The organism is Pedobacter sp. 10L46_2, from assembly GCF_056395165.1.
In genome coordinates this window covers 84,770-111,331 of record NZ_JBFTIZ010000006.1, presented here as the reverse complement: position 1 = coordinate 111,331, position 26,562 = coordinate 84,770, and the positions used below count along the sequence as shown (strand labels likewise).

Annotated in this window: 20 protein-coding genes and 2 pseudogenes; 11 read left to right on the top strand and 11 right to left on the bottom strand. The window is 37.8% G+C overall.

What is annotated here, in order from left to right:
- Nucleotides 1-58: 58 nt before the first annotated feature.
- Nucleotides 59-664: a TetR/AcrR family transcriptional regulator gene (locus tag AC1DDX_RS01850; protein WP_337718246.1), complete on the bottom strand. Its 606-nt coding sequence runs from the start codon at nucleotides 662-664 to the stop codon at nucleotides 59-61.
- Between the two features lie 184 nt (nucleotides 665-848).
- Here AC1DDX_RS01850 and murB point away from each other — a divergent pair, with 184 nt between their 5' ends.
- A complete protein-coding gene (gene murB / locus AC1DDX_RS01845; RefSeq protein ID WP_172660478.1) occupies nucleotides 849-1,865 on the top strand; it encodes a UDP-N-acetylmuramate dehydrogenase in 1,017 nt (338 codons plus the stop codon).
- 168 nt (nucleotides 1,866-2,033) lie between these two features.
- A pseudogene (locus AC1DDX_RS01840) lies at nucleotides 2,034-2,345 on the top strand (sigma factor); the annotation flags it as partial.
- A 33-nt stretch (nucleotides 2,346-2,378) separates the two neighbouring features.
- Here AC1DDX_RS01840 and AC1DDX_RS01835 read toward each other — a convergent pair.
- Together AC1DDX_RS01835 and cphA are read right to left on the bottom strand one after the other, a co-directional pair.
- Nucleotides 2,379-3,446 (bottom strand): IS4 family transposase, encoded by a 1,068-nt coding sequence (locus tag AC1DDX_RS01835; protein ID WP_477621731.1) that lies wholly within the window; start codon nucleotides 3,444-3,446, stop codon nucleotides 2,379-2,381.
- A gap of 238 nt (nucleotides 3,447-3,684) precedes the next feature.
- Nucleotides 3,685-6,300 carry a cyanophycin synthetase gene (gene cphA / locus AC1DDX_RS01830; RefSeq protein ID WP_172661849.1) on the bottom strand — a complete coding sequence of 872 codons (2,616 nt, stop codon included), beginning with the start codon at nucleotides 6,298-6,300 and terminating at the stop codon, nucleotides 3,685-3,687.
- A gap of 361 nt (nucleotides 6,301-6,661) precedes the next feature.
- Between cphA and AC1DDX_RS01825 the strand changes: the two genes are divergently transcribed.
- The 5 genes from AC1DDX_RS01825 to AC1DDX_RS01805 all read left to right on the top strand — a co-directional run bounded on the left by AC1DDX_RS01825 (nucleotide 6,662) and on the right by AC1DDX_RS01805 (nucleotide 14,163).
- On the top strand, nucleotides 6,662-7,537 hold the full coding sequence (locus tag AC1DDX_RS01825; protein WP_477621730.1) for a cyanophycinase: 876 nt from the start codon (nucleotides 6,662-6,664) through the stop codon (nucleotides 7,535-7,537).
- Nucleotide 7,538: 1 nt separating this feature from the next.
- Entirely contained in the window at nucleotides 7,539-8,381 is an 843-nt protein-coding gene (locus AC1DDX_RS01820; protein ID WP_477621729.1) for an isoaspartyl peptidase/L-asparaginase, read from the top strand.
- Between the two features lie 140 nt (nucleotides 8,382-8,521).
- Entirely contained in the window at nucleotides 8,522-11,053 is a 2,532-nt protein-coding gene (locus AC1DDX_RS01815; RefSeq protein WP_172661889.1) for a phosphocholine-specific phospholipase C, read from the top strand.
- Between the two features lie 53 nt (nucleotides 11,054-11,106).
- Nucleotides 11,107-11,811 carry a tetratricopeptide repeat protein gene (locus AC1DDX_RS01810; RefSeq protein ID WP_172661846.1) on the top strand — a complete coding sequence of 235 codons (705 nt, stop codon included), beginning with the start codon at nucleotides 11,107-11,109 and terminating at the stop codon, nucleotides 11,809-11,811.
- Nucleotides 11,812-11,973: 162 nt separating this feature from the next.
- Entirely contained in the window at nucleotides 11,974-14,163 is a 2,190-nt protein-coding gene (locus AC1DDX_RS01805; RefSeq protein WP_288884347.1) for a carboxy terminal-processing peptidase, read from the top strand.
- Nucleotides 14,164-14,234: 71 nt separating this feature from the next.
- Here the strand turns inward: AC1DDX_RS01805 and AC1DDX_RS01800 are convergent, their stop codons facing one another.
- Complete coding sequence (locus AC1DDX_RS01800) at nucleotides 14,235-15,167, bottom strand: SPFH domain-containing protein (protein WP_172661844.1); 933 nt, start codon at nucleotides 15,165-15,167, stop codon at nucleotides 14,235-14,237.
- 22 nt (nucleotides 15,168-15,189) lie between these two features.
- Between AC1DDX_RS01800 and AC1DDX_RS01795 the strand changes: the two genes are divergently transcribed.
- Entirely contained in the window at nucleotides 15,190-15,447 is a 258-nt protein-coding gene (locus AC1DDX_RS01795; protein ID WP_246269628.1) for a hypothetical protein, read from the top strand.
- On the opposite strand, the gene AC1DDX_RS01790 is transcribed toward AC1DDX_RS01795, so the two are convergent.
- Both AC1DDX_RS01790 and AC1DDX_RS01785 read right to left on the bottom strand, forming a co-directional pair.
- Nucleotides 15,444-16,556, bottom strand: coding sequence for a CapA family protein (locus tag AC1DDX_RS01790; protein ID WP_288884276.1), 1,113 nt, complete (start codon nucleotides 16,554-16,556; stop codon nucleotides 15,444-15,446). The genes AC1DDX_RS01795 and AC1DDX_RS01790 overlap by 4 nt on opposite strands.
- Before the next feature lie 69 nt (nucleotides 16,557-16,625).
- A pseudogene (locus AC1DDX_RS01785) lies at nucleotides 16,626-17,180 on the bottom strand (C40 family peptidase).
- Between the two features lie 233 nt (nucleotides 17,181-17,413).
- Here AC1DDX_RS01785 and pdhA point away from each other — a divergent pair.
- The 3 genes from pdhA (at nucleotide 17,414) to hisS (ending at nucleotide 21,576) form a co-directional block, all read left to right on the top strand.
- Nucleotides 17,414-18,409, top strand: coding sequence for a pyruvate dehydrogenase (acetyl-transferring) E1 component subunit alpha (gene pdhA / locus AC1DDX_RS01780; protein WP_172661841.1), 996 nt, complete (start codon nucleotides 17,414-17,416; stop codon nucleotides 18,407-18,409).
- A 29-nt stretch (nucleotides 18,410-18,438) separates the two neighbouring features.
- Entirely contained in the window at nucleotides 18,439-20,091 is a 1,653-nt protein-coding gene (locus tag AC1DDX_RS01775; RefSeq protein ID WP_337717288.1) for a pyruvate dehydrogenase complex dihydrolipoamide acetyltransferase, read from the top strand.
- Between the two features lie 96 nt (nucleotides 20,092-20,187).
- Complete coding sequence (gene hisS, locus AC1DDX_RS01770; RefSeq protein WP_337717291.1) at nucleotides 20,188-21,576, top strand: histidine--tRNA ligase; 1,389 nt, start codon at nucleotides 20,188-20,190, stop codon at nucleotides 21,574-21,576.
- On the opposite strand, the gene AC1DDX_RS01765 is transcribed toward hisS, so the two are convergent.
- The 5 genes from AC1DDX_RS01765 to hutU form a co-directional block, all read right to left on the bottom strand.
- Complete coding sequence (locus tag AC1DDX_RS01765) at nucleotides 21,569-22,045, bottom strand: nuclear transport factor 2 family protein (protein WP_288884278.1); 477 nt, start codon at nucleotides 22,043-22,045, stop codon at nucleotides 21,569-21,571. The genes hisS and AC1DDX_RS01765 overlap by 8 nt on opposite strands.
- Nucleotides 22,046-22,065: 20 nt before the next feature.
- Entirely contained in the window at nucleotides 22,066-22,494 is a 429-nt protein-coding gene (locus tag AC1DDX_RS01760) for a response regulator transcription factor (RefSeq protein WP_235207291.1), read from the bottom strand.
- 183 nt (nucleotides 22,495-22,677) lie between these two features.
- On the bottom strand, nucleotides 22,678-23,979 hold the full coding sequence (locus AC1DDX_RS01755) for an ABC1 kinase family protein (protein WP_288884279.1): 1,302 nt from the start codon (nucleotides 23,977-23,979) through the stop codon (nucleotides 22,678-22,680).
- A gap of 6 nt (nucleotides 23,980-23,985) precedes the next feature.
- Nucleotides 23,986-24,639: a TetR family transcriptional regulator C-terminal domain-containing protein gene (locus tag AC1DDX_RS01750; protein ID WP_288884280.1), complete on the bottom strand. Its 654-nt coding sequence runs from the start codon at nucleotides 24,637-24,639 to the stop codon at nucleotides 23,986-23,988.
- 111 nt (nucleotides 24,640-24,750) lie between these two features.
- On the bottom strand, nucleotides 24,751-26,403 hold the full coding sequence (gene hutU, locus AC1DDX_RS01745) for a urocanate hydratase (RefSeq protein ID WP_288884281.1): 1,653 nt from the start codon (nucleotides 26,401-26,403) through the stop codon (nucleotides 24,751-24,753).
- Nucleotides 26,404-26,562 lie beyond the last annotated feature (159 nt).

Sequence of the window (26,562 nt, the reverse complement as noted above, 5' to 3'; positions counted from 1 at the left end):
GTGGTTGACAGTCTTTTACAGATGTAAGAATTGTGATGTGAAGATGGAGGTTATCAGGTTATTTGGCCTTTAAACCAGCCAGGAAAATCTCTGCAAGCATTTTCTCTTTTGCAAAAATTTGCTTGAACTGTTCTTTTCCGGGGAACATAATTTTATCTCTGCTCAGAATATTAAAGTGGATTCCCGACAGTGCATCGATAAATATATCAGTAGCTAATTTAGGATCTTCCATCGCTAATTCACCGCTCGCTATTCCTCTGCTAAAAAGAGAGCCGATGATAATTGCCTCGAAGGTTCGGGCCCTTTGGAATTTTTCATAAAGACCTTCTGGTAGTTCTGTGCTGATTACCTGGTTCGACTCAAATAAATTATAGTATTTCTGAATGTAACCCTGACGTTTTTGAAGTAATTTAAGGACACCCTCGGTAGCAGTTGTGGTTTTATCAATAGACTTAACAAGGTCTCTGCTCATGATTTGCATAAGGTGTTCGATAGAGCTTACGTACAAGCTTAACTTATCAGGAAAATAATAATAAAGAAGAGCTTTTGAAAAAGAAATGTCTTTGGCAATTTCTGTCATTGTGGTTTTTGATAATCCATAATGAGCAAACCTTTTTAACGCAGCTTCAATAATTAAAATTCTTTTCTTATCCTGATTTTCCATACAAATATTAGTGTTCTCCCTTACTGTTCTTGAACTTACCTCAACGCCCTATAATCGTATAATGTGCCTGTTGCGGTAAAATTTCATGAAAAATAGTCAAAATTTTTAAATATTGATTTTAACATGTTTATTACAGGGCTTATCAATTACATTTGTAGTGTTTACTTAATCTGTTGAAACCTGTATGTTGGACGTGCAAAAGAATAAATCATTAAAACCTTACAATACATTTAGTATATCTGTAGATGCAAACTATTTTGCCGAAATCCTTTCTGAACAAGACCTTAAGGATGTATTGAAATCGGAGCTTATTAAGCAGCAGAATTTATTGGTTTTAGGTGGGGGGAGCAATGTATTGTTTACAAAAGATTTTAATGGCCTGGTGGTTAAAATTAGTATACCGGGGATTTCAAGTGTTGAAGAGGGGGATGATATTATTGTGACAGCTGGGGCAGGAGTAGTTTGGAATGATCTTGTAAAGTACTGTGTTTTAAATGGTTTTGCTGGTATAGAAAACCTTAGCCTTATTCCGGGAACTGTGGGAGCATCGCCGATACAAAACATAGGTGCTTACGGAGTAGAGTTAAAAGATGTTTTTAAATCTTGTGTGGCTTATGAAATAACTACCTCTGAAAAGAGGATCTTCAATTTTGAAGATTGTCATTTTGGATATAGAGATAGTGTTTTTAAAAATGAACTGAAAGGTCAGTATATAATTACATCTGTTAGTTTTAGATTAACTAAATCTGCAAAGATTAATACCCAATATGGAGCTATACAGGAAGAGTTAAATCGTAAAGGCATTGCTGTTCCCACAATTGCAGATATTTCAAATGTTGTTTCTGAAATAAGGGTTGCCAAGCTGCCTGATCCTTCTACAATTGGTAATGCCGGAAGCTTCTTTAAAAACCCGGTTATTACCTGGGTTGAATTTGAAAAAGTTAAATCTGAACATCCGAATGTGGTTCATTATCCGGCTCCAGATGGTAAAATAAAACTTGCAGCAGGCTGGTTAATAGAACAATGTGGATTTAAGGGGATTGTTGTAGGACAAACAGGAACATGGAAGAATCAGGCATTGGTTTTGGTTAATCATGGCGCTGCTACCGGGACGGAAGTGTATAGTTTTTCAGAACAAATTATAAATGATGTGAATGCCAAGTTTGGCGTTCAATTAGAAAGAGAAGTAAATATTCTGTGACAACGTTCCATTCGATACTGTAGGCATCGAAAATTAATTTCATAACATGGATATCTATTTTTTGGTACATATGTTGTATATGTTTTGGAGAGTAAGATTAAACAAACTGGTGAGCGCCACTCATAAAACTCTGTTTGTTTGCTTTTTTAACCCAAAACTTAAAACATTATGACAAAAAATGAATTCAACCTCAAATTAAATGACCACTCGGTCTCTTTACAGTCATTCGCTTTAAATTTTACAAAAGATATTGAAGATGCAAACGACTTGGTGCAGGATACTATGTTGAAGGCTGTAACTTACTATAGTAAGTTTAAAGAAGGAACAAATCTTAAAGGATGGTTGTTTACCATTATGAAAAACACCTTTATTAATAATTATCGCCGTTTGGTAAAAACAAACGCATTAATTACGAAATCGGATGATATTTCTTCGGCAAATCTTCATTACAGCGCTTCTAGAAATACCAGCGACAGTAAGTCACGAATGGTCGGAAGAAATTCCGGCCATTTTTTATGTTTTGAAAAACAGACCAGGGTCACCGCCACACTGCACCACAATCAAGGCTATAGCTAAGTCTCTCACCTCCATTGCGAACCTTCGTTTTGAGGTCTTATAGCCTTGTTTATTCGCCTTTTTGTATATCAGAACGAGCATGCTCGTTATCAGGGTCATGTATAACATCACCTGCAAGCCATTTTTATTAAGGGAAACTAAGTGGCTTGWGTTGAGTTCYTGTTTTAGAAAGCGAAAAAAAACCTCGATGTCCCATCGCCTGCGGTAGGCCTGGGCAATTTCTTTAGCAGGCAAGCTGAAATCGTTAGTTAACAGCCAGTACTCTTTGCCTTCCTGCGCTTTGCTTTTGACGATGACCAGGCGAAAAGTACTTTCCACCAGTTCCTCTCTGTAATGCTTGTTCCCTCGTTTGTTGGCTATAGGTATACCCGTATAAAGCCTGACAATACCATCTCTGAGCAGCATAGATTCGCCCATGTCCATATCTTGTCCTTCGACAATGAGTGATTGGATTAGTTCAAACTTTCTGTTCTCTTTTRCGCGGCAGATGAAAGTTACCTGGTTCTCACTGAATGCTTTCATTGTCCTGGTGGATTGAAGACCCCTGTCCAGTACATAGATATTCTGATGACCGGGTTCTTTTTTTACATGCGCCATGACAACCTCTGGCAATGCATTGTCTTCGTTAATATACTTTGGGTTGGTGAACACCTGTGCCAGACCAGGCAGCATCCCATCGAAGGCAAGACTATATTTGACCGCTTTCTTGCTGCTGCCGGGATTAACTATCCCTTCGCTTAGCTTACCAGCGGTTTCACTCACTATCGTACTGTCTACACGGATGAGATTATACTGCTTTCTTTGTGTTAAAGTATAGACCCCGGAAAACTGTTCATAAATGAACTCATAAATCTGTCTGAAATAATCGGGATCAACCCTGGACAATCTTTCGGAAATAGAACTCCTGCGCACTTTTTCATCTTCATCGAGATTGAAAAGTATCTTGAATACAGAATCGTTGAATGTGTCCTCAAGRCTTCGCTGGCTTAGCCTATCATTGTCCAAAATCCCATAAAGCAATAAATAAATTGTTTTACAGTGATATTATGATCTTTAAAAATAGCCATATCTTATTGATTTACAGCATTTAATATACTTAAAACCAACGAGAATTGCAAATAAATAATTGATAATCAGATAGTTGAAACAAAATTAAGCTTGCCTAAAAATAAAAAAAGTCGGAAGAGTTAATCTTCCGACCATTCGTGGGAGATTCCCGGCCTTTTTATGATGTACTATTTTTTTAAACCCCGAATTCTTTATCTAAGTATTCAGAAACTTTAACAATAGCATTGTCAATAGTATCACTTAAAATGGTAACATATGATCCTGATTTTGCAGTTGCTATAATATATTTCAAGCAATCATTTCCATTATTATTGATAATGATTTCCATGTTTGGCTTTATTTCATGGATTCCGTCTATCAACAGATTAATTATTTCTTGTTGATCACGACCTCTCAGGTATTTCTCCTGACAGATAATGATTTTATCAAACATCTGTGCAGCAATTCGGGCAGTCTCTTTTATGTCTTCATCTCTCCTGTCGCCAGTGCCTGATATTACTCCTACATGTTCGGTTGCTTCAATGGTTTGTAAGTAGGCTTTTATTCCGTTAAAGCCATCAGGGTTATGAGCAAAATCAACCAGGATCTTGAACTCCTTAAATTTAAAGGTATTCATTCTGCCCGGTGTTTGAGCTGCCGAAGGTATAAATGTTTCTAACGACATTCTGATATCTTCGATTTTATATCCCCATAAAAATGTAGCAAGGGTAGCTGCGAGGACATTCTGGATCATAAAATCAACGCTGCCACCAAAAGTCAATGGGATGTGGGTAACCTTCTCTACCCTTATTTTCCAGTCGCCCTTCTTGATAGTGATGTACCCGTTCTCATAAATAGCGGCAATACCACCTTTTTTACAATGTTCTTTAATAACGGGATTTTTCTCGTCCATGCTAAAATAAGCGACATTGCTATCTGCATTGTTCGCGATTTTTATACAATATTTGTTATCTGCATTAAGTACGCTCCATCCGGTTCGTTTTACTGCACCGATTACTACTTCTTTTACCCTGCAAAGATCATCTAGTGTATGGATGTCGGATATTCCAAGGTGATCCTCCTGAATATTGGTAACAACACCGATGTCACACTTGTTAAATCCTAGCCCGGCTCTCAAAATACCTCCACGGGCAGTTTCTAATACCGCAAATTCTACAGTAGGGTCTCTTAAAATAAACTCTGCACTAACTGGACCAGTTGTATCGCCTTTCATGAGTTTTGTATTTTGCACGTAAATCCCATCTGATGTTGTAAAGCCAACCCTGGTTCCATTGCTTTTAACAATATGAGCGATTAATCTTGTAGTGGTAGTTTTTCCATTGGTTCCTGTAACCGCAATAATTGGAATCCTTGCGTCCTTGCCTGGCGGATATAGCATGTCAATAACAGGGGCGGCTACGTTTCTTGGTAAGCCCTCACTAGGCGCAAGGTGCATTCTGAAACCAGGAGCTGCATTTACTTCTAAAACAACCCCTCCGTTTTCTGGAAGTGGCTGGGTTAAGTTTTCGGCCATGATGTCTATACCACAAATATCTAAGCCAATTATTCTTGAAATGCGCTCACTAATAAAAACGTTTTGCGGATGAACAAGATCTGTAACATCAATTGACGTACCACCTGTACTTAAGTTTGCCGTTGATTTTAGATAAACTGTTTCACCCTGTGGAGGTATAGAATCTAATGTGTAATCCTTTTTTGCCAGTAAGTCTAAGGTATCCCTGTCGACCGTAATTTCAGTTAGGACGTTTTCATGGCCATAACCTCTTCGTGGGTCTTCATTTTCTTTGTCTATCAATTGCTGAACAGTATCTTGTCCGTTGCCGGTGATATGTGCCGGAACTCGCAGAGCAGCTGCAACCATTTTATGATCAATTACCAGTACCCTGAAATCGTATCCGGTAATAAACCGTTCAATGATTATTCTTCTTGAATAATTCTTAGCATATTCAAAAGCTTCAGTGGCCGCCTTAACAGTTTTGACATTTATAGTGGCACCTCTGCCATGATTTCCATCCAGTGGTTTAAATACCAGTGGGAAGCCTACCTTTTTTATAGCATCGGGAAGGTCCTCGATGTCTGATATGGTCACTCCTTTAGCAACTGGAATAGCAGAATCCTGTAACAGTCTCTTAGTTTCATCTTTATTGCCGGCAATATCAACCGCTATGCTGTTGGTTTTTTCCGTCATGGTAGCGCGAAAGCGAACCTGATTTTTACCATATCCCAACTGGACCAGGGAACTTTTATTTAACCTTATCCACGGGATATCTCTTGAGATTGCTTCAGCTACAATAGAACCTGTACTTGGGCCCAGTCTTTCCATTTCTCTAAGCTCACGCATGCGTTGTATATCTGTTTCCAGATCGTATTCATGGTTGTTTATTAATGCTTCAGCAATTTGAACAGAGGCTTCGGCAGCATAAATTCCTGCCTTTTCTTCAATGTAACTAAATACGACATTATAAATGCCTTCCGTTTTGGTTTGTCGGGTCCTTCCGAATCCAGTGTCCATACCTGCCAGGGTTTGAATTTCTAATGCAATATGTTCAATTACATGACCCATCCAGGTGCCTTCCTCAATCCTTGCTAAAAAACCACCTGGTTCGCCCTTGGAGCATCGATGAGTTTGCAAGGTTGGGATCAATTTTTCAATACGTTCTCTAAAACCATCGATAAGATTGGTAGGCCTCTGCTCCATTTCCCCAAGATCCAGCCTCATCTGAATCAACTTTTTTCTGTTTATCGACCAAATGTTTGGTCCACGAAGCACCTGTATGCCTAATATTTTCATTGGTATAAATTTGTTCTTTAATGATTAAATCCACCTAGCGTTAGTTCTATAACACGCTAAGCTTAAATAAGTTTGTTGTTTACTGTTGCTCTCTTTGAAGAAAATGCCCTTGGCTTTTTTACAGCATATTTTTAAAAGTATTTCGAACTTTTACCCGGATTACTTTATGCTTTAAATGGAGAGATTAAAGTATAAAAATTTTCTGAGAATTATGCAGTTGTTAATCCAATTTGTTGTGAATATATTTTATATAAATAATTTGGAAGTAAAGTTTAAATAATGAAATTGTTAATTGGGTTAAAATTGCATTACAAATCAATTTTATCTAAGTTTGGCCCTATTGGAAATATAAATATTTAAAATGACTCCGAAGGGTAAATTAATTATTATAGGGGGTGCAATAAATACCGGAAGTTTTACCGAAACTCAGTTCGGGTTGCCCCAAAATATGAACTTTTTTGAAAGGGGTATTTTAAAGAAAATCACTGTTGAATCTGTAAGAGATAGTAAATCCAGATTTGAAATCATTACCACAGCCTCCCTTATTCCAGAGAAAGTCGGAGAAGAATATATAAAGGCATTTGCACAGCTTGATGTACATGACGTTGGTGTATTAAATATTAGTAGTCGGGAACAAGCTAATTCAAATGAGAATTGCGAGAGGGTTAAGGCGGCTGATGTAATTATATTTACAGGAGGAGATCAGCTTCGCTTGTCATCCATATTTGGAGGGACATCGATTCATCAGATCTTATTAGATAAGTATCAGAATGAACCTGTAGTAATTGCGGGGACATCAGCAGGAGCTGCAGCATCTTCAAAAAATATGATCTATCAGGGAAGTTCCAAGGATGCACTTTTGAAAGGAGAGGTGAAAATTACCGGCGGACTAGGGTTTATCGATGGTGTAATTGTAGATACACATTTTGTCCAAAGAGGTAGAATCGGTCGTCTGTTATATGCTACAGCAAGTAATCCGGGGATTCTGGGTATAGGGTTAGGTGAAGATACAGGATTGTATATTTCGGAAGGAAATAAGATKGAAGCTATAGGCAGTGGAATGGTCATTTTGGTTGATGGCAGAGATATGGCCGATACCAATTTAACAGATGTTGAGATGGGGCAGCCGGTTTCTATTAAAAATATGATTGTACATGTGATGTGTGATGGAGATACCTATAACCTTACTGAGCATAAGTTGACCATTCATCACCCAAAGGTTGTTTCAACAGATTAGGATGAAAGTAATTATACATGGCGGTTTTTTTAGCGAATCTGGTACCAATCAGGAAACAAAAAAGTCAAAGCAACAAGCCTTGGCTTCTATAGTTAGCCAAGCCCATAATTATTTGAAAACACATACGGCATTAGAAACGGTAGTTTATGCCGTTAGTTTGCTTGAAGATGACCAATTGTTTAATGCAGGTTTGGGATCCCAGATACAAAGTGACGGCAAGGTGCGTTTAAGTGCATCTTTAATGGATGGTAAAACTCAAAAATTTAGTGGGGTTATCAATATTGAGGACATAAAAAATCCTATTCAGGTTTCTGAGAAATTACTCAAGTATGAAGACAGGGTATTAAGTGGTGAAGGAGCATGTKCTTTTGCCGCCAAAAACGGCTTTGACTATTTTGATCCTATTACCCCCCAAAGACAACAAGAGTACGAGGCAAAATTGAACCAGCAGGAAAGGAAAGGAACTGTAGGTTGTGTGGCATTGGACGCTGATGGCAATATTGCTGCGGCAACTTCGACAGGGGGAAAGGGCTTTGAAATCCCATGCAGAGTAAGTGACTCTGCCACTGTAGCGGGAAATTTTGCAAATCAGTTTGCTGGTATTTCTTGTACGGGTGTGGGAGAGGATATTGTTAACGTTGCTATGGCAGCAAAAATAGTTACTCGTGTAACGGATGGGTTTAGTCTGAAAGATGCTTGTGATAAATCTTTTGCAGAGTTGAAACTTATTGATGGTTTTGCAGGTGTAATAGGGATTTCATCAAAAGGAGAAATTTATCACTTAGACTCTCATCCTTATATGGTTTGGGCTGCTTTTGATGACAGGTTGCAGGTATTTCCCTAATAACACATCGCTGGTTGTGATAACGTAACAGTTATAATACTGTTTTTCTTATAGATTAACTACGCGCTAACATTAATTTTAATTTCGTGAAAGATATTTGACCTGTGACGTTGTCGCACGAAAACTTAATTATGAACGAAATTGACTCACGCAGAGACTTTTTAAAAAAGGTAGCGTTATTATCAGGCAGTACGGCCATCGCAACCATGATGCCTTCTGCAATACAAAGGGCTTTTGCTATAAATCCGGAAATAGGTAGTACCTATCTTGATGCCGAACATGTGGTTATACTAATGCAGGAGAACCGCTCCTTTGATCACTGTTTTGGAACCTTGCAGGGAGTAAGAGGGTTTAATGATCCACGCGCTGTTTACCTGCCGGATAAAAAACCTGTATGGTTGCAAACGGATGCAACTGGTAGTACCTACTCGCCATTTCGATTAAATATAAAAGATACAAAAGTTACATGGATGGGAGATCTCCCTCATTCGAGAGCTAGCCAAGTAGATGCTAATAATTTTGGGAAATATGATAAATGGCTCCCAGCAAAACGATCGGGGAATAAAGCATATGCGGATATGCCTTTAACATTAGGCTATTATACCCGTGAGGACTTACCATTTAATTATAGCATGGCCGACGCTTTTACGGTATGTGACCAGAACTTTTGCTCTGCAATGACCAGTACTACACCTAATCGTTCATTTTTTTGGACGGGCAAAATTACTCATGATGAGAATGACATTCCTAAAGCCAACATCAGAAATACAGATTTTGGTTATGGGAATATGCCATGGAGTACTTTTCCGGAACTGTTGGAAGAGAATAATATCCCCTGGAAATTTTATCAAAATGATTTAAGCTGTGGAGGTGGATTTATCGGTGAAGAAAGGTCCTGGTTGTCAAACTTCGGGTGTAATCTTTTGGAATTCTTTAAAGCTTATAATGTTAAATTCTCCGAGCGGTATATACAAAATCTACAGAAGCAAGCGGAAGAGCTTCCCGGAGAGATTAATAAATTGCAGGAAAGAACTCCATCTAGTGAAGAGGATGGGAAAAAGGCTCTTGAAAGCGTTCGAAAAAAGCAGGAAGTGTTGGATAATGCTCGTAGTGAACTTTCGAAGTGGAACAAGGAAAGTTATGAAAAGCTATCGGAGAAAGAAAAGAACCTTTACAAAAGAGCTTTTGTAATCAATTCCGGAGATCCTGATTTTCGATCTATTACCGCTTTAACCTATAATGATCAAAGCGAACAACGAAAGGTGACTGTGCCAAAAGGAGATTTGCTTCATCAATTCAGGCAAGATGTAAATACTGGAAAACTGCCGGTTGTGTCATGGCTTGCAGGACCCCAAAACTTTTCGGATCATCCAAGTGCTCCATGGTATGGGGCATGGTATGTGTCAGAGATTTTGGATATTCTAACTAAGAATCCTGAAGTTTGGAAGAAAACAATATTCATTGTTACATATGACGAAAACGATGGTTATTTTGACCATGTTCCCCCTTTTTCGATTTCAGATGCTAAATTACCAGGAACCGGAAAATGTTCTGTAGGTATAGAAACTGAGATAGAACATGTACGTTTGGAAAACGAGTTAAAACAGGGAATTCCTAAAAGTCAGGCGCGCGAAGCTCCTATAGGTTTAGGTTTTAGGGTGCCGATGGTTATTGCATCTCCCTGGACTAGAGGAGGTAAGGTGTGTTCACAGGTTTTTGACCATACTTCAACCTTACAATTTTTGGAAGGATTTGTAAATAAGAAATTCAAAAAGAATATAAAGCTTGATAATATTAGCGAATGGCGTCGGACAATTTGTGGGGATCTTACCTCTGCTTTTACTCCTTATAATGGCGATAAATTAGAAAAGATCGCTTTTCTTGACAGGAATAAAAATGTTGAAACCATATATAATGCTAAATTTAAAGGTAATCCCATAGGATTCAAAAAACTTTCGGATGCGGAGATCAGGAAAATTGAAGGCCAAAAGGCAGGAATGTTGATTCAGGAAAAAGGAATACGCTCATCTTGCGCCTTGCCTTATGAACTATATGTTGACGGAGGGCTAAGTGAGGACAAGACAGGTTTTGAGATCAATTTCATGTCTGGGAATAGGGTTTTCGATAAAAAAGCACTTGGATCTCCATTTACTGTAAGTGTCCCTGTCAAGTACAACGACGAAATAAGTAAAGATGAAATCTCCAGAAATTGGTCATTCGCTGTCTCTGCTGGAGATCATTTAAATTATAGCTGGCCTGTTAATGCATTTGAAAGTGGTGTCTATCATCTCCGCATTCATGGGCCTAATGGGTTTTATAGAGAGTTTATTGGAAACAAGAATAATCCGCAAGTAAGGTTACATGCTAATTATGAGCATAATCGACTTAATCCGGCTAAGTTGACTGGCAATATTAAACTTGATATTGTTAATAATGGAGCGACAGCTCAGACATTGATTATAATAGACAATAGTTATGGCAAAGGTCGCCAAACTAAATTAGTTGCGGCTGGCAGTAAGACGAGCATTGTTCTGGACCTTTCAAAATCTTACCATTGGTACGATATCAGTGTAAAACTACAAGGAAACGATGTTTTTGAAGAGCGGTTTGCGGGAAGAGTAGAAAGCGGTATTGAAGCTAAAACAGACCCCCTAATGGGTGGGATTGTCTAGGGTTGATAAAGATGATATAGTGTTGTTTATTACTTTTGTTATATCTTTACCATATGAACAAGAGTTGGTTAGCAATCATTTTTCTGATTATATCAAATCAAGCGATGACCCAAACCAGTCATTTTCTGCCTCAGCAGCCCCCTCAGGGAAGTGGAGCTATAAATATTGTGGTATCCAATCTGGATGAGAACGAAGGAGATACATATTTTGCTGAAGCTGAGAAAAATGAACGAAATGGAGAACTTAACGAAGCAGTAACCTTATTTGGGAAAGCGGCTTTTGAATATAATAGTGCTAAACAATTTGCCCGTTATGGTGAGGCTTTGATGAGATTAAGTAACGTTCATTATCAGTTGGCTCATTTTAGTGAAGCAGAACAAGTGGTTTTAAATGTTGCCTTAAAAAATTACTCAAAAATCGGGAGCCGAAATGGTCAAATGGAGTCTTATAGCCAGTTGGGTAGAATTTATCTGGCATTGAATAAGCCTACTCAGTCTTTATGGTTTTATACCCAGCAAGGGATATTGGCAAAGCAAATAGGTAATAGTTCCGCTTATATAGAGTCTGTGTTGGGCGCCGCGAATGTAAAAATCAGAAAAAAAGAATACACTTTAGCAACTAAAGATATTAATAGAGCTGAGCTTTTAGCAAAAGCTGCAAATACCAATGAATTCAAAAATCAGATTAAAGAGGCACGATCTATGCTCCCTGCACTAGCAGCCACTAAAACGGTAAAGAAATCATCAAAAAAGAAATAAAAATACATAATTGTAATCTTCTGTATTTGAAGGTGTTTTTAGTTTAGTTTTTTTAATAGTATTTCCATAACTTTCGTAAGTTTACAGAAAAGAGACAGTATTATTACTGTCTCTTTTCTGTTTATTTATGAAATTGGTATCATATTAGTGTGTAATTATAAAATGGATTTTAAATTAGTAAAAGAGATGTTGAAAAGAATATTATTGGTAACCTTTACCGCAGCTGTACTCGCATGTCATGCATCACCGCAACCTCAGCAAATGGTTCAGGGTGTAAGTAATATTGTGCCCGATGAAAAACAAGCACTGGTATGCAAAGAAATAGTTACGCTTATTGAAAACTGGAATTACAAAAAAATAAAAGTTAATGATTCAATATCTTCTTTGATTTTGGATAAATATATAAAGGATCTTGATCCTTATAAGTATTACTTCTTATCATCAGACATAAAAGAGTTTGAAAAATTTAGGTTTTCTTTAGATGATGATTTTAGGAGTGGAAATCTAAATGCCCCTTTTTATATATTTAATGTTTATCTGAAAAGATATAACGAATGGCTGGCATATTCTTTAAATCAGATAAAAGCTAAGTATGATTTCAATCAAAATGATACCTATACTTTTGATCGTGAAAAAATGCCGTGGGCAACGTCTTCAACAGCTTTGAACGATATCTGGAAAAAGAAAGTAAAATATGAGCTTGTTAACCTAAGAATTGCAGGCACAACCGAAGCTAAAAATGTTGAAACCTTAACCAAGAGGTATCAGAATTTAAAGTCGCAGGCATCTAAAGTTAATAATCAGGATATATTCCAGACCATTATGGATGCCTTTACAGAGACAATAGATCCGCATACTAATTACTTTAATCCGGCCAATGCACAGGCCTTTAATGAAGACATGGCTCGCTCATTTGAAGGTATAGGAGCACGATTGCAATTGGAGAATGAGGTGCTTAAAATTTCAGAGATCATTCCTGGAGGCCCGGCTTTTAAAAGCAAACTGCTAAGTGCAGGAGATAGAATCGTTGGTGTAGCACAAGGAAATGCTGAATTTGAAGATATCATTGGATGGAGAATAGAAAACTCTGTAGCAAAAATTAAGGGTCCTAAAGGAACTAAAGTTAGATTGAAAATAATTCCTGTAGGAATGGATCTTTCTTCGAAACCGGTGATTGTTGAGTTGCTGAGGGAAAAGATTGTTATGGAAGAACAATCTGCTAAGAAAAAAGTTAAAACAATACAATCTAACGGGCAGCCATATAAGATTGGTATCATTACGGTTCCGGCATTTTATGCGGATTTCAAAGCTGCTAGAGCCGGAGATCCTAACTATAAAAGTACAACCCGTGATGTAAGATTATTAATTGATACCCTTAAAAATCGTGATAAGGTTGATGCAATAGTTATGGATCTAAGAGCCAACGGTGGAGGCTCTCTGGTAGAAGCTATTGATCTTACGGGCTTATTTATTGATAAAGGGCCTGTTGTGCAGGTTAAAGATCTTAAAGGGGGGATTGAAGTTAATGAGGATACAAATGCAGGTGCAATTTGGGAAGGACCTTTTGGTGTAATGGTTGATAGATTGAGTGCCTCTGCTTCGGAGATTTTTGCGGGTGCAATTCAAGATTATGGACGTGGAATTATCATGGGAACTCAGACTTACGGTAAGGGAACCGTACAATCTTCGATTGACATGAATCAGCTTGTAAATCCGTCGATCCTGCAAAGACTTGCTGCTTTAGTAGGTAAAAATGTAGCAGGCGGAGCTGCGGGTAAAGATGGAGTTGCTCCACCTCAACTCGGTCAGATCAATTTAACAATGGCTAAATTCTATCGTGTAACGGGTAGCAGTACACAGCATAAGGGTGTAATGCCTGATATAGTGTTCCCTTCTGTATATCCAATGGATAAAATTGGAGAAGACACTGAGAAATCAGCATTACCTTGGGATGAAGTGAAGAAATCTAATTTTATGGCAGTTGCAGATCTTAATCCTATTAAACCAGAATTGATCAAACTTCATCAGGAAAGAATGGCTAAGTCTTTAGATTACAAGATACTTAACCAGGATATAGCTGACATGAAGAACAGAGAAAAAGAGGTTTCGATAACTTTAAATGAAAGCAAACTTAAAGCAGAGCGCGACAGTCTTGAAGCTAAATCGCTAGAGAAAACAAATCTGTTGAGGGCAGAAAGAGGACTTGCTCCAATAAAGAAAGGCGCCAAAATTGCTAAGGAAGAAAGCTTTGATTTTGTTGAAGAAGAGAGTTTAAAAGTAATGCTTGATTTTATGAAGTCAGCAAATCCTAAAGATAAGAGTGTTGTTAAAACTGTAAAAGAATTCCAATAAAGGATTATTTGTAGTTTTACGAAAAAGAGCCTTGATTTTCAAGGCTCTTTTTTTAGACCATCTTCCTATATTTATTTCTTATTGTCAGAGGTCTTTTGCATCTGCATGGCCATCATTTCTTTCATTGTTCGATTCATACCTTCAGTAGATCCATCAAGGAAAATAACATTGCCTTCACTGTTCTCGGCAAATTGTTTAATAGATTCTGTCCACATAGTAAAAAGAATAACTGATATATCAAGATTAGCCTCTTCCATTTCTTGTGCGGCTTTGGTCATACCATGTGCAACTTCTGCACGAAACAGCGCAATACCCTGACCTCTAAGCTGGGCAGCCTCACGTTCTGCAGCAGCAGCAATTTTAATAGCATTACCGTCTGCCTCAGCACCCTTGGTTTTTGTAATTAATAAAGCCTGGCCTTCGTTTTCGGCAGCAGCTTTTAGATTGTTTGAGGCCACAACGCGACTCATAGAGCGCATAATTTCTTCATCGAATGTAATGTCGTTAAGTTGCAGATCCTGTAAGTGATAGCCCCAGCTTTCTAGTACCTGATCTATCTGATGCTTAACATGGTCAACAATTTCGTTTCTCTGTGCAAGCACATTTGCTTGTTTTTGGGTGGCAACATATGCCCTTATGGAGCCCTCTATAGTACGAATTAGGGCTTGCATTAAGTTTGTAGAATCTACAAATTTGAAGGCAACGTTTTTAATCGTCTCCTCGTCATGATTAATTACAGAGTATAGCAACATGGCCTTAAAGTATACATTGGCCTGATCTTGTGTTACTGCCTGGAAAGAAAGCTCCACAGATCTGTTTTGTATTGAAATTCTGGAGTGAATATTCTCAATAAGGGGTATTTTTAAGCTTAGTCCCGGGCTTAATAATCTTCTGTATTTTCCGAAAATAGTTACTACTGCAATTGTGCCTTGTTTAACCGTTACAAATGAACTGATTAATATCACAGCTGCGATAAAAAGGATAATGTAAAAAGTGTATTCCATAGCGTTATAATTAATTAGAATAATGAATAAGTCAAGGTACGAACAATCGGGCACAGATATTGTATTAGTAACTAATGTAACTAAAATTTACCTTATGAATGTTAAACGAACTTTTGGAACTATCTTAACTGTTTTGGGAATAATAGCGCTTATTTATGCTGGGTACGGATATGTTCAACATAGCATTCAGACAAGAGAATTGATTGTAGTTGCCATTATTGGTATTATTTTCTTTGTGTCTGGTATAGGCTTAATAAAGAATACAAAGGACGAAGCTTAGTTCTTTTTTAATTCAATGCGTCCATTTGCAGAGAAAGTTAACTGATGCTCGGGGAAGTCAGTATTGGTTAACCACTGGATCTTTTTAAAGGCAGTGTAATTGTTGTCTATAGTTAAATTGTGGATTTTATCTTGTTTTACTGAAATGATGTCTGCGAGAATAAAATCGCCGTTCGACTTGATCTTAAGCTGTAATAATGGAGCAAATCCGTTAGGCCCTTTAAGACTAAACATTCCATAAGTACAGAAGTTACCAAGGCTATATGCAATGAACTTGTTTTTATACACTTCTACTGCCCTGGTAACATGCGGACCATGACCAAGAACTACATCTGCTCCCGCATCTATTACACCATGTGCAAACGCATATACGTTACCTCTGTTCTCTTCATAAAATATTTCATCGGCTCTGAGAACGTGTTCAAATTTAGCTCCTTCGCCACCACCATGAAAGGAGACAATAACAATGTCAACTTGTGCTTTTAATCTTGAAACGAGTGATTTTGCACTGTCAAGATTATTAATAGAAACGGTGTTTTCATTAGGGGCAAATGCGCAGAAAGCATATTTGATACTATCTTTTTCAAAAATTACTGAAGGGTGCGACTGCAGGCCTGCGTAATTTATATTTAGTGAATCAAGAATTGTGGTTGTTCTCTTCCTGCCCTTAAAGCCAAAATCACCGACATGATTATTTGCAACACTTAGTAAATTGAAACCAGCATTTTTTATAATTACCGCATATCTTTCGGGCATTCTAAAAGCAAAACAACTATTTCCGGTCGTATCCTTGCATTTTGTAGATTTCCCACTGTTCAGGAAACATCCTTCAAGATTCCCGAAAACGATATCTCCTTTTAAAAAGGTATCTACATTTTTAAAGCTCTTTATAGCATCGCCCTTTGGTAAATTTGATTTATCAGGATAGGCTGATCCAAGCATAATATCGCCAACGCCAATTATAGAAATGGTATCTTTTTTTAAAGCTGTAGTATCCTTTTGTATGATATCCTGAATCTGTGAAAGGTCAGTAGTTGAAGCCGTGGTAGTGCAACTTGACAGGATTAAACTGATTACGATATTTAAAAGGCTTATGCTTAGAAGTCTCATTATTATTTTATAAAAAAAGTCTTCCTAAAATATTAGGAAGACTTAAATGCGTTTCTATTCAAATAGGATTTATTCTTCAATCAGATCATTCTTTACGGCATCAATTATTCTTCCGCCTTTATAAAAATATCTAGAGTAATAAGGTTCATTTAAATTACTGATTACAACACCACGCGTTGATGAAGCATGGGCAAAACGATTATCTCCCAAATAGATACCGATATGCGTAATGGTTCTGCTTTTTATTTTAAAAAATACAAGATCACCTTCTTTTAGTTCATCTTTTGGCAATGGGTCAACCATGCTGAAAATGTCTCTTTAATTTCTTAATATAGTAGTGTTGAAAACTTTATCGTAAATAGCTTTTGTAAAAGCGGAACAATCAATCCCTTTACTCGTGTTTCCCCCAAATCTGTAAGGGGTGCCAATCCATTCGTAAATGAATTTGTAGAGTTTAATATTAGAAGTTGCATCAACAGCAACACCCATCACCTGCGAAAAATACTGCGAAGCTAAATTATCGGGATCCTCTAATTTATTAGTTTCTTTTGTTTTTGTTTGTGCGTTGAGGGCCGAGAGGCTGCACAATACAATCAGGGAAGACAACAAAAACTTTTTTATCATGTTATACTGTTAAGTTTGGGTAAAAGGCACTTACACTTAAACGTACACCACTAGGGCTTATTGTTTGGATGGCAAACATATGTATTTTACAAATGTTATCCAAATGTCATAGACCTAATATTAAAAGTTATTAACATTTTTTGTAACCTTAGTGTGCATTTTACATCATTTTCTTCGATATGTTGCAATAAAGAAGTAGATTTGCTCTCGTAAATAAAAATCAACACCCAACAATGAGTGCAGTAGAAATTAATAAAGATACCTATCTGAAGTGGTTTGAGTCGATGTTGCTGATGCGCAAGTTCGAAGAAAAAACTGGACAACTATACGGACAACAGAAAATCCGTGGATTTTGTCATTTATATATTGGCCAGGAGGCCGTTGTTGCAGGAGCTATTTCTGCATTACAGCCGGAAGATTCCATGATAACTGCTTACCGTGATCATGCTCATGCTTTGGCAAAAGGCGTAAGTGCAAATAGCATTATGGCCGAGATGTATGGTAAAGCTACAGGTTGCTCAAAAGGCAAAGGTGGTTCTATGCACATGTTTAGTAAGGAATTTAATTTTTATGGTGGCCATGGTATTGTAGGTGGACAAATCCCTCTTGGAGCAGGTATTGCGTTTGCTGAAAAATATAAAGGCACTAAAAATGTAAATGTTTGCTACATGGGTGATGGAGCCGTTCGTCAGGGAGCTTTAAATGAGGCTTTCAATATGGCGATGCTTTGGAAATTACCTGTAATATTTGTTTGCGAAAACAATGGTTATGCAATGGGAACTTCTGTGGAGCGTACTACAAACATGGTTGATATTTATAAAATAGGACTAGGTTTCGATATGCCATGTGCCCCGGTAGATGGAATGGACCCTGTTGCAGTTCACAACGCAATGGATGAAGCTGCTCAACGTGCAAGAAATGGTGAAGGCCCAACTTTCTTAGAGATGAGAACTTACCGTTACCGCGGACATTCTATGTCTGACCCTGCTAAATATCGTACAAAAGACGAATTAGAAGAGTACAAAGCTAAAGATCCTATTGAAACAGTAAGAGAAGTGATTCTTAAAGAGAAATATGCTGATCAGGCATGGATCGAAGAAATTGAAAATAAAGTAAAACAGATTGTTGATGAATCTGTGAAATTTGCTGAAGAGTCTCCTTGGCCTGAAGCATCGGAATTATATACTGATGTTTATGTGCAACAAGACTACCCATACGTACAAGATTAATTTAGAACGCATTTCAATAGATATATAGAATGGCTGAAATAGTTAGAATGCCCAAAATGAGCGATACCATGACAGAAGGTGTTATGGCTAAGTGGCATAAAAAAGTTGGCGATAAAGTTAAAAGCGGCGATGTTATGGCCGAAGTGGAAACCGATAAGGCAACCATGGATTTAGAATCATATTGGGATGGTACCGTATTGTACATTGGTGTAGAAGAAGGTAAAGCTGTTCCTGTTGATGCTATTATTGCTGTAGTTGGTAAAGAGGGTGAAGATTACAAAGCTGCCCTTGACGCGGAAGGCGGTGCAACACCTGCTGCTAAAGAAGAACCTGCTGCAGATAAATCATCATCGGAGAAACCTGTTGAAGAGAAAAAGGAATCTGCCTCAGCTCCGGCAATAACTGATGCAGATTTAGAGAAACAAGGTGTTACGGTTGTTCGTATGCCTTTATTAAGTGATACTATGACTGAAGGCGTAATTGCTGAATGGCATAAAAAAGTAGGTGATAAAGTTAAAAATGATGACATCCTTGCTGACGTAGAAACCGATAAGGCTACTATGGAGGTAATGGGTTATGCTGAAGGAACTTTATTACACATTGGTGTTGAAAAAGGGCAGGCAGCTAAAGTTAATGGGATTATTGCCATTGTAGGTCCGGAAGGAACTGACATTAGTGGAATACTTAGCCAGGGCGACGCTCCGGCAAAACCTGCTGCTGATAAAAAATCTGATGCTCCAGTTGAAGAGAAATCTTCACCAGTGTCTCAGAAAGAAGAAGCTCCTCTTGCTTCAGGAAGCACTGATCGCGTAAAAGCATCTCCGTTAGCTAAAAAGATTGCCCAGGAAAAAGGAATTGACCTTAGTCAGGTTGCTGGTAGTGCAGATGGTGGACGTATTATTAAAAAAGATATTGAAAACTTTAAGCCTGCTGCCAAAGCAGCTGAATCAGGTGCCCCTGCAGAAAAATCTGCACCGGTACTTGCACAGTATTTAGGCGAAGAGAAATTCACTGAGAAACCTGTTTCTCAAATGCGTAAGGTAATTGCTAAGCGTTTAAGCGAAAGCTTATTCACTGCGCCGCATTTCTACCTTACCATGGTTATCGATATGGACGCTGCCATTGCCGCACGCACTAAGATGAATGAATTCTCGCCTGTTAAACTATCATTCAATGATTTAGTTCTAAAAGCAGTAGCTGTGGCTTTAAAACAACATCCAAATGTAAACTCTTCTTGGAGAGGAGATGCAATTCGTTACAACGAGCATGTAAACATAGGTGTAGCTATAGCTGTTGAAGATGGATTATTGGTTCCTGTAGTACGTTTTGCTGATGGAAAATCATTRTCCCGTATTTCTGCTGAGGTTAAGGATTTCGCACAACGTGCAAAAGCTAAAAAATTACAGCCTGCTGATTGGGAAGGTTCAACTTTCACTGTTTCAAACTTAGGTATGTTTGGTATAGATGAATTTACTGCTATCATCAATACTCCTGATTCTTGTATTCTTGCTATAGGCGGAATCTCACAAGTACCGGTTGTTAAAAATGGTGCTGTTGTTCCAGGAAATATAATGAAGGTTACCTTAAGTTGTGATCACCGTACGGTTGATGGCGCTACAGGTGCTGCATTCCTGCAAACATTTAAAGCACTAATGGAAGAACCTGTTAGGTTATTAGTTTAATCAGAATTCTCTTCAAGGAGATTTAAATATTGAGCTTGCCTGTGTATAATACAGGCAAGCTTTTTTATGCTTGTTACTTTTTGTACTTTTGCGCTCATGTCGAATATCAAACCCTCTTTAGCTAAAGGAACCAGAGATTTTTCTCCACAGGAAATGGTAAAACGTAACTATATTTTTGATACCATTAAAATGGTGTTTAAAAAATATGGCTATGCAGAGATACAAACGCCCTCAATGGAAAATCTATCAACCTTAACTGGTAAATATGGTGATGAGGGCGATAAACTTATATTTAAGATATTAAACAGTGGTGATTTCCTTTCTAAGGTAAAGCCGGAACTGCTTTCGCAAGCAAATTCAAATGCTGTTACATCATCCATTAGCGAAAAAGCCTTACGTTACGATTTAACGGTGCCTTTTGCACGCTATGTTGTGATGCATCAGAATGATATTTCTCTCCCCTTTAAACGGTTCCAGGTACAACCTGTATGGCGTGCTGACAGACCACAGAAGGGACGTTACAGAGAGTTTTATCAGTGTGATGTGGATGTTGTTGGATCTGATAGTTTATTAAACGAGGCTGAGTTTATATTGATCTATCAGGAAGCGTTAAGCAATCTTGGGTTAAAGGACTTTACAATAAAGATCAATAACCGCAAGATATTATCAGGAATTGCTGAAGTTGTAGGTAAGCCTGAATTAATTATAGATATGACTGTTGCTATTGATAAACTTGATAAAATAGGTTTAGATGGCGTAATTAAAGAGCTATTGGAGCGTGGGTTTACTGAAGCAGATATAGATAGGTTAAAGCCGGTTATTTTGCTTGAAGGTACTAACGAACAAAAGCTGGATAGTTTAAAAACAGTATTGTCTGTTTCAGCAACAGGACTTAAAGGCGTTGAAGAGATAGAGGCGGTGTTTGACTATGTAAATTCAATGCTTAAAGCAGACTCGTCTATGAATCCGAATGTTGAATTAGATATTACGCTGGCAAGAGGATTGAATTATTATACAGGTTGCATATTTGAAGTGAAAACCAATGAGGTTTCTATGGGGAGCATTGGAGGAGGAGGAAGATATGACGATTTAACCGGTATGTTTGGTTTAAAGGGCTTAACCGGGGTTGGGGTATCTTTTGGTGCGGATAGAATTTATGATGTATTACAGGAACTGAATCTTTTCCCTGAATCTGCAGCTGCAGGCACAAAGGTTCTGATCAGTAACTTTGATAAGGAAGCCGAAAGATATGCTCTGCCAATCTTACAGCAACTGCGTGGGGCAAATATTGCTGCGGAACTATATCCATCTTCTTCGAAGCTTAAAAAGCAGATGAGCTATGCTGACGATAAACATATTCCTTACGTAATACTCATCGGAAGTGAAGAAATGAGCAATGATGTCTTAACATTGAAAAACATGAAAAGCGGGCAACAAGAAAAGCTAACTATTGCTGCTGTTGTTGAACTGTTAAAAGTTAATTAGTCTTTGAGGAAGCCATAAAGTTCTCCAAATTTCTTTTTGCTTTAGTGCTGATCTTATTTCTTAAAAAGGTTGTCCATCCTAATAAAAGCCCTGTAAATCCAAGAGCTTGTTTAGCCCATGTGTAAAAATTGAACTGGTCAGTATGTTTTGTTATTTTCCCGTTCTCTATTAGAAAGGAGGCTTTAATTCTATTAACTACCATGTTTCCTGTAGCGGAAAAAGTATAATATGCGTCCCATTCGGCGCTTCCCCCCATCTCATTTCCCGAAATATTTTTAAACTCAATTCGCATATCCTTGCCGCTTTTGATAAGCATAGCCCACATAGAACGTACCTGTTTTGCATTTAAATTAGTAAATACAGGATCGCTAAAGGTAGCACTATCGGCGTAGCAATCTTGCATAGCCTTTACGTCTTTATTTTGAAAGCTAGCGTAAAAGTGGCGGATCAATTCTTCATTTTGAGTCATAACAGCAACGTTTATCTGGTTTAGATGTAAGTTTTACCGGCCAAAATACCTTCTATTTTGTCCAAAAGATCATCAATGTCAAATGGTTTAGCAAGAAAACCATTTGGCTTGTATTCACCATGTTCAACATTTTGAGCTGTATATCTCGCAGATATCATCAATACAGGGATTTGATCCGTAGTTGCATCAGACCTAAGTGTTTTTAGCAATTCGCGGCCATCTCCATCAGGCAACATGATATCAAGAATAAGTAAATCCGGTTTAAGCTGCTCAATATGAAACATCATATCTGCGCTCTTGTTAAGGCCTGTTACATTATATGCTTCACTTTGTAAAATCAAGGTGATCACATCAAGGATAGCGTGATTATCCTCAATAACAAGTATGTTTTTGTAAATTGTAGAGCCTTTTGCCAAAATAGAGATATTTAGTAGTACAAATATATTCAAGTAGAATGATTTGTTTATTGTTTATTTGAGAAATTTGAACAAATTATTGCAATAGTATGCCTAATGGTTACTGCTGCGACGTTAAAATAATCTGGGAGTTTCATTGAACCTTTTTACATTATTAAAGTCCAAGAATAGAGTTTTAGGTTAGAATGGGTGTGGTTGTGGCGACTATGCCCTTTCTTATTTCAAATGAGGTTTGTATGTAGTTGTATTTACAATCGCTTTAAGCTCTTGTAAAATGGCATACAGACCAAAATTTGTCCGGTTTACATAAATAAAATGCTTAACGCCCCTTGCTTGTTTAAACTCAGCCATCTTAGAAATCTTTTCGCCATAGGAATATAGCCGTGCAAAAAAATCCGGATTGTCAAAATTAAATACTTCGCTTGTATATGGCCTCGCGAATAGTTCAATCATTTCACGATAAGCATGATAATAGAATTCGATCTGTTCAGCATTATCTTCCTTATGAATCATTTCTAGTTTTCGAAATGCTTCAATTGTTTTAGCTTTATCTTTAATCACATCAGTAGATATGAGTGAGAAAAAGGGATAATAGAAGTCATCGGGCATTTCTTTGATGCATCCAAAATCGATAACCCCTAGTTTTTCTTCCGGAGTGATCAAAAAATTTCCGGGATGTGGATCAGCATGAACTGCTCTTAATTCGTGTTGCTGGAAATTATAGAAGTCCCAAAGGGCCTGACCAATTTTATTTCGTAATTCCTGTGAAGGTTTTGTCTTTAAAAATTCTTTTAGATGATGACCATCTATCCAATCCATCGAGATTATTTTCTTTCCCGACAGTTCCGGGTAGTAAGTTGGGAAAACAACATTATTTAAATTTTTACAGGCTTCAGAAAACTCGATAGAACGTTTTACTTCCAGTTCATAGTCGGTTTCTTCTAATAAGCGCTCTTCAACCTCTTTAATATAAATATTCAATTCTTTCTCGCTCATACCTAATAAACGAAAAGCAAAGGGCTTTACCATTTTAAGATCAGAAGAGATGCTATCGCCAACACCTGGGTATTGAATTTTCACTGCAAGTTTTTTCCCCTTTAATTCAGCAGTATGAACTTGGCCGATTGATGCGGCATTGGTTGATCTGAGATTAAATTTGTCGTAGATTTTTTCTGGAGTTTTCCCAAAGCTTTTGGTAAAAGTTCTTACAATAAGTGGCCCTGACAGTGGAGGAGCATTATATTGTGATTGTGTAAACTTATCAATATAAGATTTAGGCAGGATATTTTTATCCATGCTTAACATTTGGGCAATCTTTAATGCACTTCCTTTTAGTTCACTAAGTGATTTATAAATGTCTGTAGCATTGTCTTCATTTAACTCATCATTAGTCAGTTGTGGATTAAATAGTTTCTTAGAATAGTGTTTGATGTAGTTGCCACCGATCTGAAATCCTGTTTTTACAAATTTTGCTGACCTCTGCGTTTTAGTTACCGGGATACTGCTTTGCTCTTTCATTTGATCTTAAAATCTCATCTTCTCTTTAAAATGCCCGTTCCTTGAGAGGAACTTTCCATATTCCAACAGATTGTCGATAGGTGATCTTTGAAATAGGTCAAAGGTTACATTTATGCCTTTTTCTATTGCCTCATCAGTTTTTTCAAATCCCGTACTATCATCACTAACCCAGAATTTTACTATAAAAGCAAATTGAATCCAAAGGGCGTCTTTATACCTTTTGCTGAAAAATTTTCTTTCTGCCAATTCTCCTGTTTCCAGGCCTTCGTTCAAGATCTCTTCAGCAAAATGTTCAAATATTGGTTTTACTCCCGAAAGTGCGTCAGGGGTCGAGAATCTATCTTTAGTTGTTTTAAGGCTATAAATTACAAAGCTTCTTTGCTTTTTGAGTACTTCAACATAGCTATAGAAAAAAGCAAGGATTTTATCTCTGGATGAGTACTCGTTCCAGACCTCCTGCTGCTGTAAAGTACCAATGGTTTCTACTATTAATTCTACCCATATAATCTTTTCTATACTTTCAAAAGAGGCGTAAAACTCATAAAAATCGGACTCAGATATCTTTAATTTTTTAACAAAACTATAAACTGATTTAGGTTTCTCATCGTTCATTAAAACGTAATCGATGTAACCATTTCGAATTTGCTGAGCAGTTGCCATTTCCTTTTTATTTATATAACGTATAAGTAGTTAGCATGTTTCAAAAACCAATTAAAGGTATTGAATTATTCTATCATCGTTTTGTAATAAAACGTTGAACGGAGCTGGATTTTACAGGCCTAAACGATGTTTTCTTAAGGTGTCCTTTGCAATATCATATCCCGCATCAGCATGCCTTATAACCCCCAGTGCCGGATCATTATGTAGCACACGTTTAATTCGCGCTTCAGCATCGGCAGTACCATCAGCAACTATTACCATTCCAGCATGTATGGAATATCCAATTCCAACTCCTCCACCGTGATGAAGTGAAACCCAGCTTGCTCCACCAGCGGTATTAATTAATGCGTTAAGAATGGGCCAGTCTGCCACAGCATCTGAACCATCCAGCATTGCTTCTGTTTCCCGGTTTGGCGAAGCAACAGAACCTGTATCTAAATGATCTCTACCGATTACAATCGGAGCTTTTACCTTTCCTTCGGCCACTAATTTATTAAATGCAACGCCAGCTTTTTCGCGTTCTCCCTGTCCAAGCCAGCAAATTCTGGCAGGTAAACCCTGGAATGCAATTCGTTCCTGGGCCATGGTAATCCATTGTTTTAAACTTTCGTTTTCAGGAAATAATTCGAGGATCAATTTGTCTGTTTCGTAAATGTCTTGTGAATCCCCGCTTAAAGCCGCCCATCTAAAAGGACCTTTGCCCTCACAAAAAAGTGGACGAATATAAGCTGGAACGAAACCAGGGAAGTCAAATGCATTTTTAACACCGACTTCCAGTGCGCGCCCACGCAGATTGTTGCCATAATCAAATGTGATGGCTCCTCTTTTCTGTAATTCCAGCATTTGCCGCACATGCTTAGCCATTGTAGCATAAGAGCGCTCTACATACTTATCAGGATTTGCAGTACGCAAAGCATTGGCTTCCGAAACACTCAATCCTTCAGGGAAGTATCCAATTAAAGGGTCGTGTGCCGAAGTTTGATCAGTTAAAGTATCAGGTGTAATACTTCTATCTATCAATCGCTGTAATAATTCAACTGCATTACAAACCACACCGATGGATAATGCTTTACCTTCTTGTTTGTATTGCAATGCCCTGTCAATTGCAGCATCTATGTTATGTTCAATTTCGTCGATGTAACGAGTTTCTAATCTTTTCTGAATGCGCCATTCTTCGACTTCAGCTGCCAGGCATACACCCATGTTCATTGTTATTGCGAGTGGTTGGGCACCCCCCATACCCCCAAGTCCAGCCGTAACATTTAAAGTGTTTTTTAAGTTACTGCCAAAGTGCTTTTTTGACAATGCCGAATAGGTTTCATAAGTGCCTTGTACGATGCCCTGCGAGCCTATATAAATCCATGAACCCGCTGTCATTTGACCATACATCATCAAGCCCTTATCTTCCAGCTCATCAAAGTGCTGTTGGGTAGCCCATTTTGGTACTAGTTGGGAGTTCGATATCAATATCCTTGGTGCATCTTTATGCGTTGGTAATATTCCTACTGGTTTGCCAGACTGTATTAACAGCGTCTCCGTGTCTTCCAGGTTTTGTAAAGCTTTAATGATTAACGCTAAGGCTTCTTTATTTCTTGCTGCTTTGCCTCTGCCACCGTAAACAATAAGCTCTTCCGGACGCTCTGCAACCTCTGGATCAAGGTTATTCAATAACATTCGCAACGCGGCTTCCTGTACCCACCCTTTGCAGGTTAATGTGGTGCCGATTGGTGTATTTTTTTTACTGAGATCAAGATTTAAATTCATAAAAAGGCTGCGGAAACCCACTCATCGCCTAAGCGTGGGTGGGGGGAAAGCAGCTATCCCCTAATTTTAAAATTAAAATATTACTATTGTTTTTAGTCAATATAGCTATTGTTTTTAGTTATTTAATTAAGTCCGTACATTAGTATTGTGAAATTGGTA

Coding starts and splice junctions, on each gene's coding strand:
- AC1DDX_RS01850 (WP_337718246.1), bottom strand. CDS start 664: ATGGAAAATCAGGATAAGAAAAGAATTTTAATTATTGAAGCTGCGTTA.
- AC1DDX_RS01810 (WP_172661846.1), top strand. CDS start 11,107: ATGAACAAGAGTTGGTTAGCAATCATTTTTCTGATTATATCAAATCAA.
- AC1DDX_RS01805 (WP_288884347.1), top strand. CDS start 11,974: ATGGATTTTAAATTAGTAAAAGAGATGTTGAAAAGAATATTATTGGTA.
- pdhA (WP_172661841.1), top strand. CDS start 17,414: ATGAGTGCAGTAGAAATTAATAAAGATACCTATCTGAAGTGGTTTGAG.
- hutU (WP_288884281.1), bottom strand. CDS start 26,403: ATGAATTTAAATCTTGATCTCAGTAAAAAAAATACACCAATCGGCACC.
- cphA (WP_172661849.1), bottom strand. CDS start 6,300: ATGAAAATATTAGGCATACAGGTGCTTCGTGGACCAAACATTTGGTCG.
- AC1DDX_RS01790 (WP_288884276.1), bottom strand. CDS start 16,556: ATGAGACTTCTAAGCATAAGCCTTTTAAATATCGTAATCAGTTTAATC.
- AC1DDX_RS01750 (WP_288884280.1), bottom strand. CDS start 24,639: ATGGCAACTGCTCAGCAAATTCGAAATGGTTACATCGATTACGTTTTA.
- AC1DDX_RS01800 (WP_172661844.1), bottom strand. CDS start 15,167: ATGGAATACACTTTTTACATTATCCTTTTTATCGCAGCTGTGATATTA.
- hisS (WP_337717291.1), top strand. CDS start 20,188: ATGTCGAATATCAAACCCTCTTTAGCTAAAGGAACCAGAGATTTTTCT.
- AC1DDX_RS01795 (WP_246269628.1), top strand. CDS start 15,190: ATGAATAAGTCAAGGTACGAACAATCGGGCACAGATATTGTATTAGTA.
- AC1DDX_RS01755 (WP_288884279.1), bottom strand. CDS start 23,979: ATGAAAGAGCAAAGCAGTATCCCGGTAACTAAAACGCAGAGGTCAGCA.
- murB (WP_172660478.1), top strand. CDS start 849: ATGTTGGACGTGCAAAAGAATAAATCATTAAAACCTTACAATACATTT.
- AC1DDX_RS01765 (WP_288884278.1), bottom strand. CDS start 22,045: ATGACTCAAAATGAAGAATTGATCCGCCACTTTTACGCTAGCTTTCAA.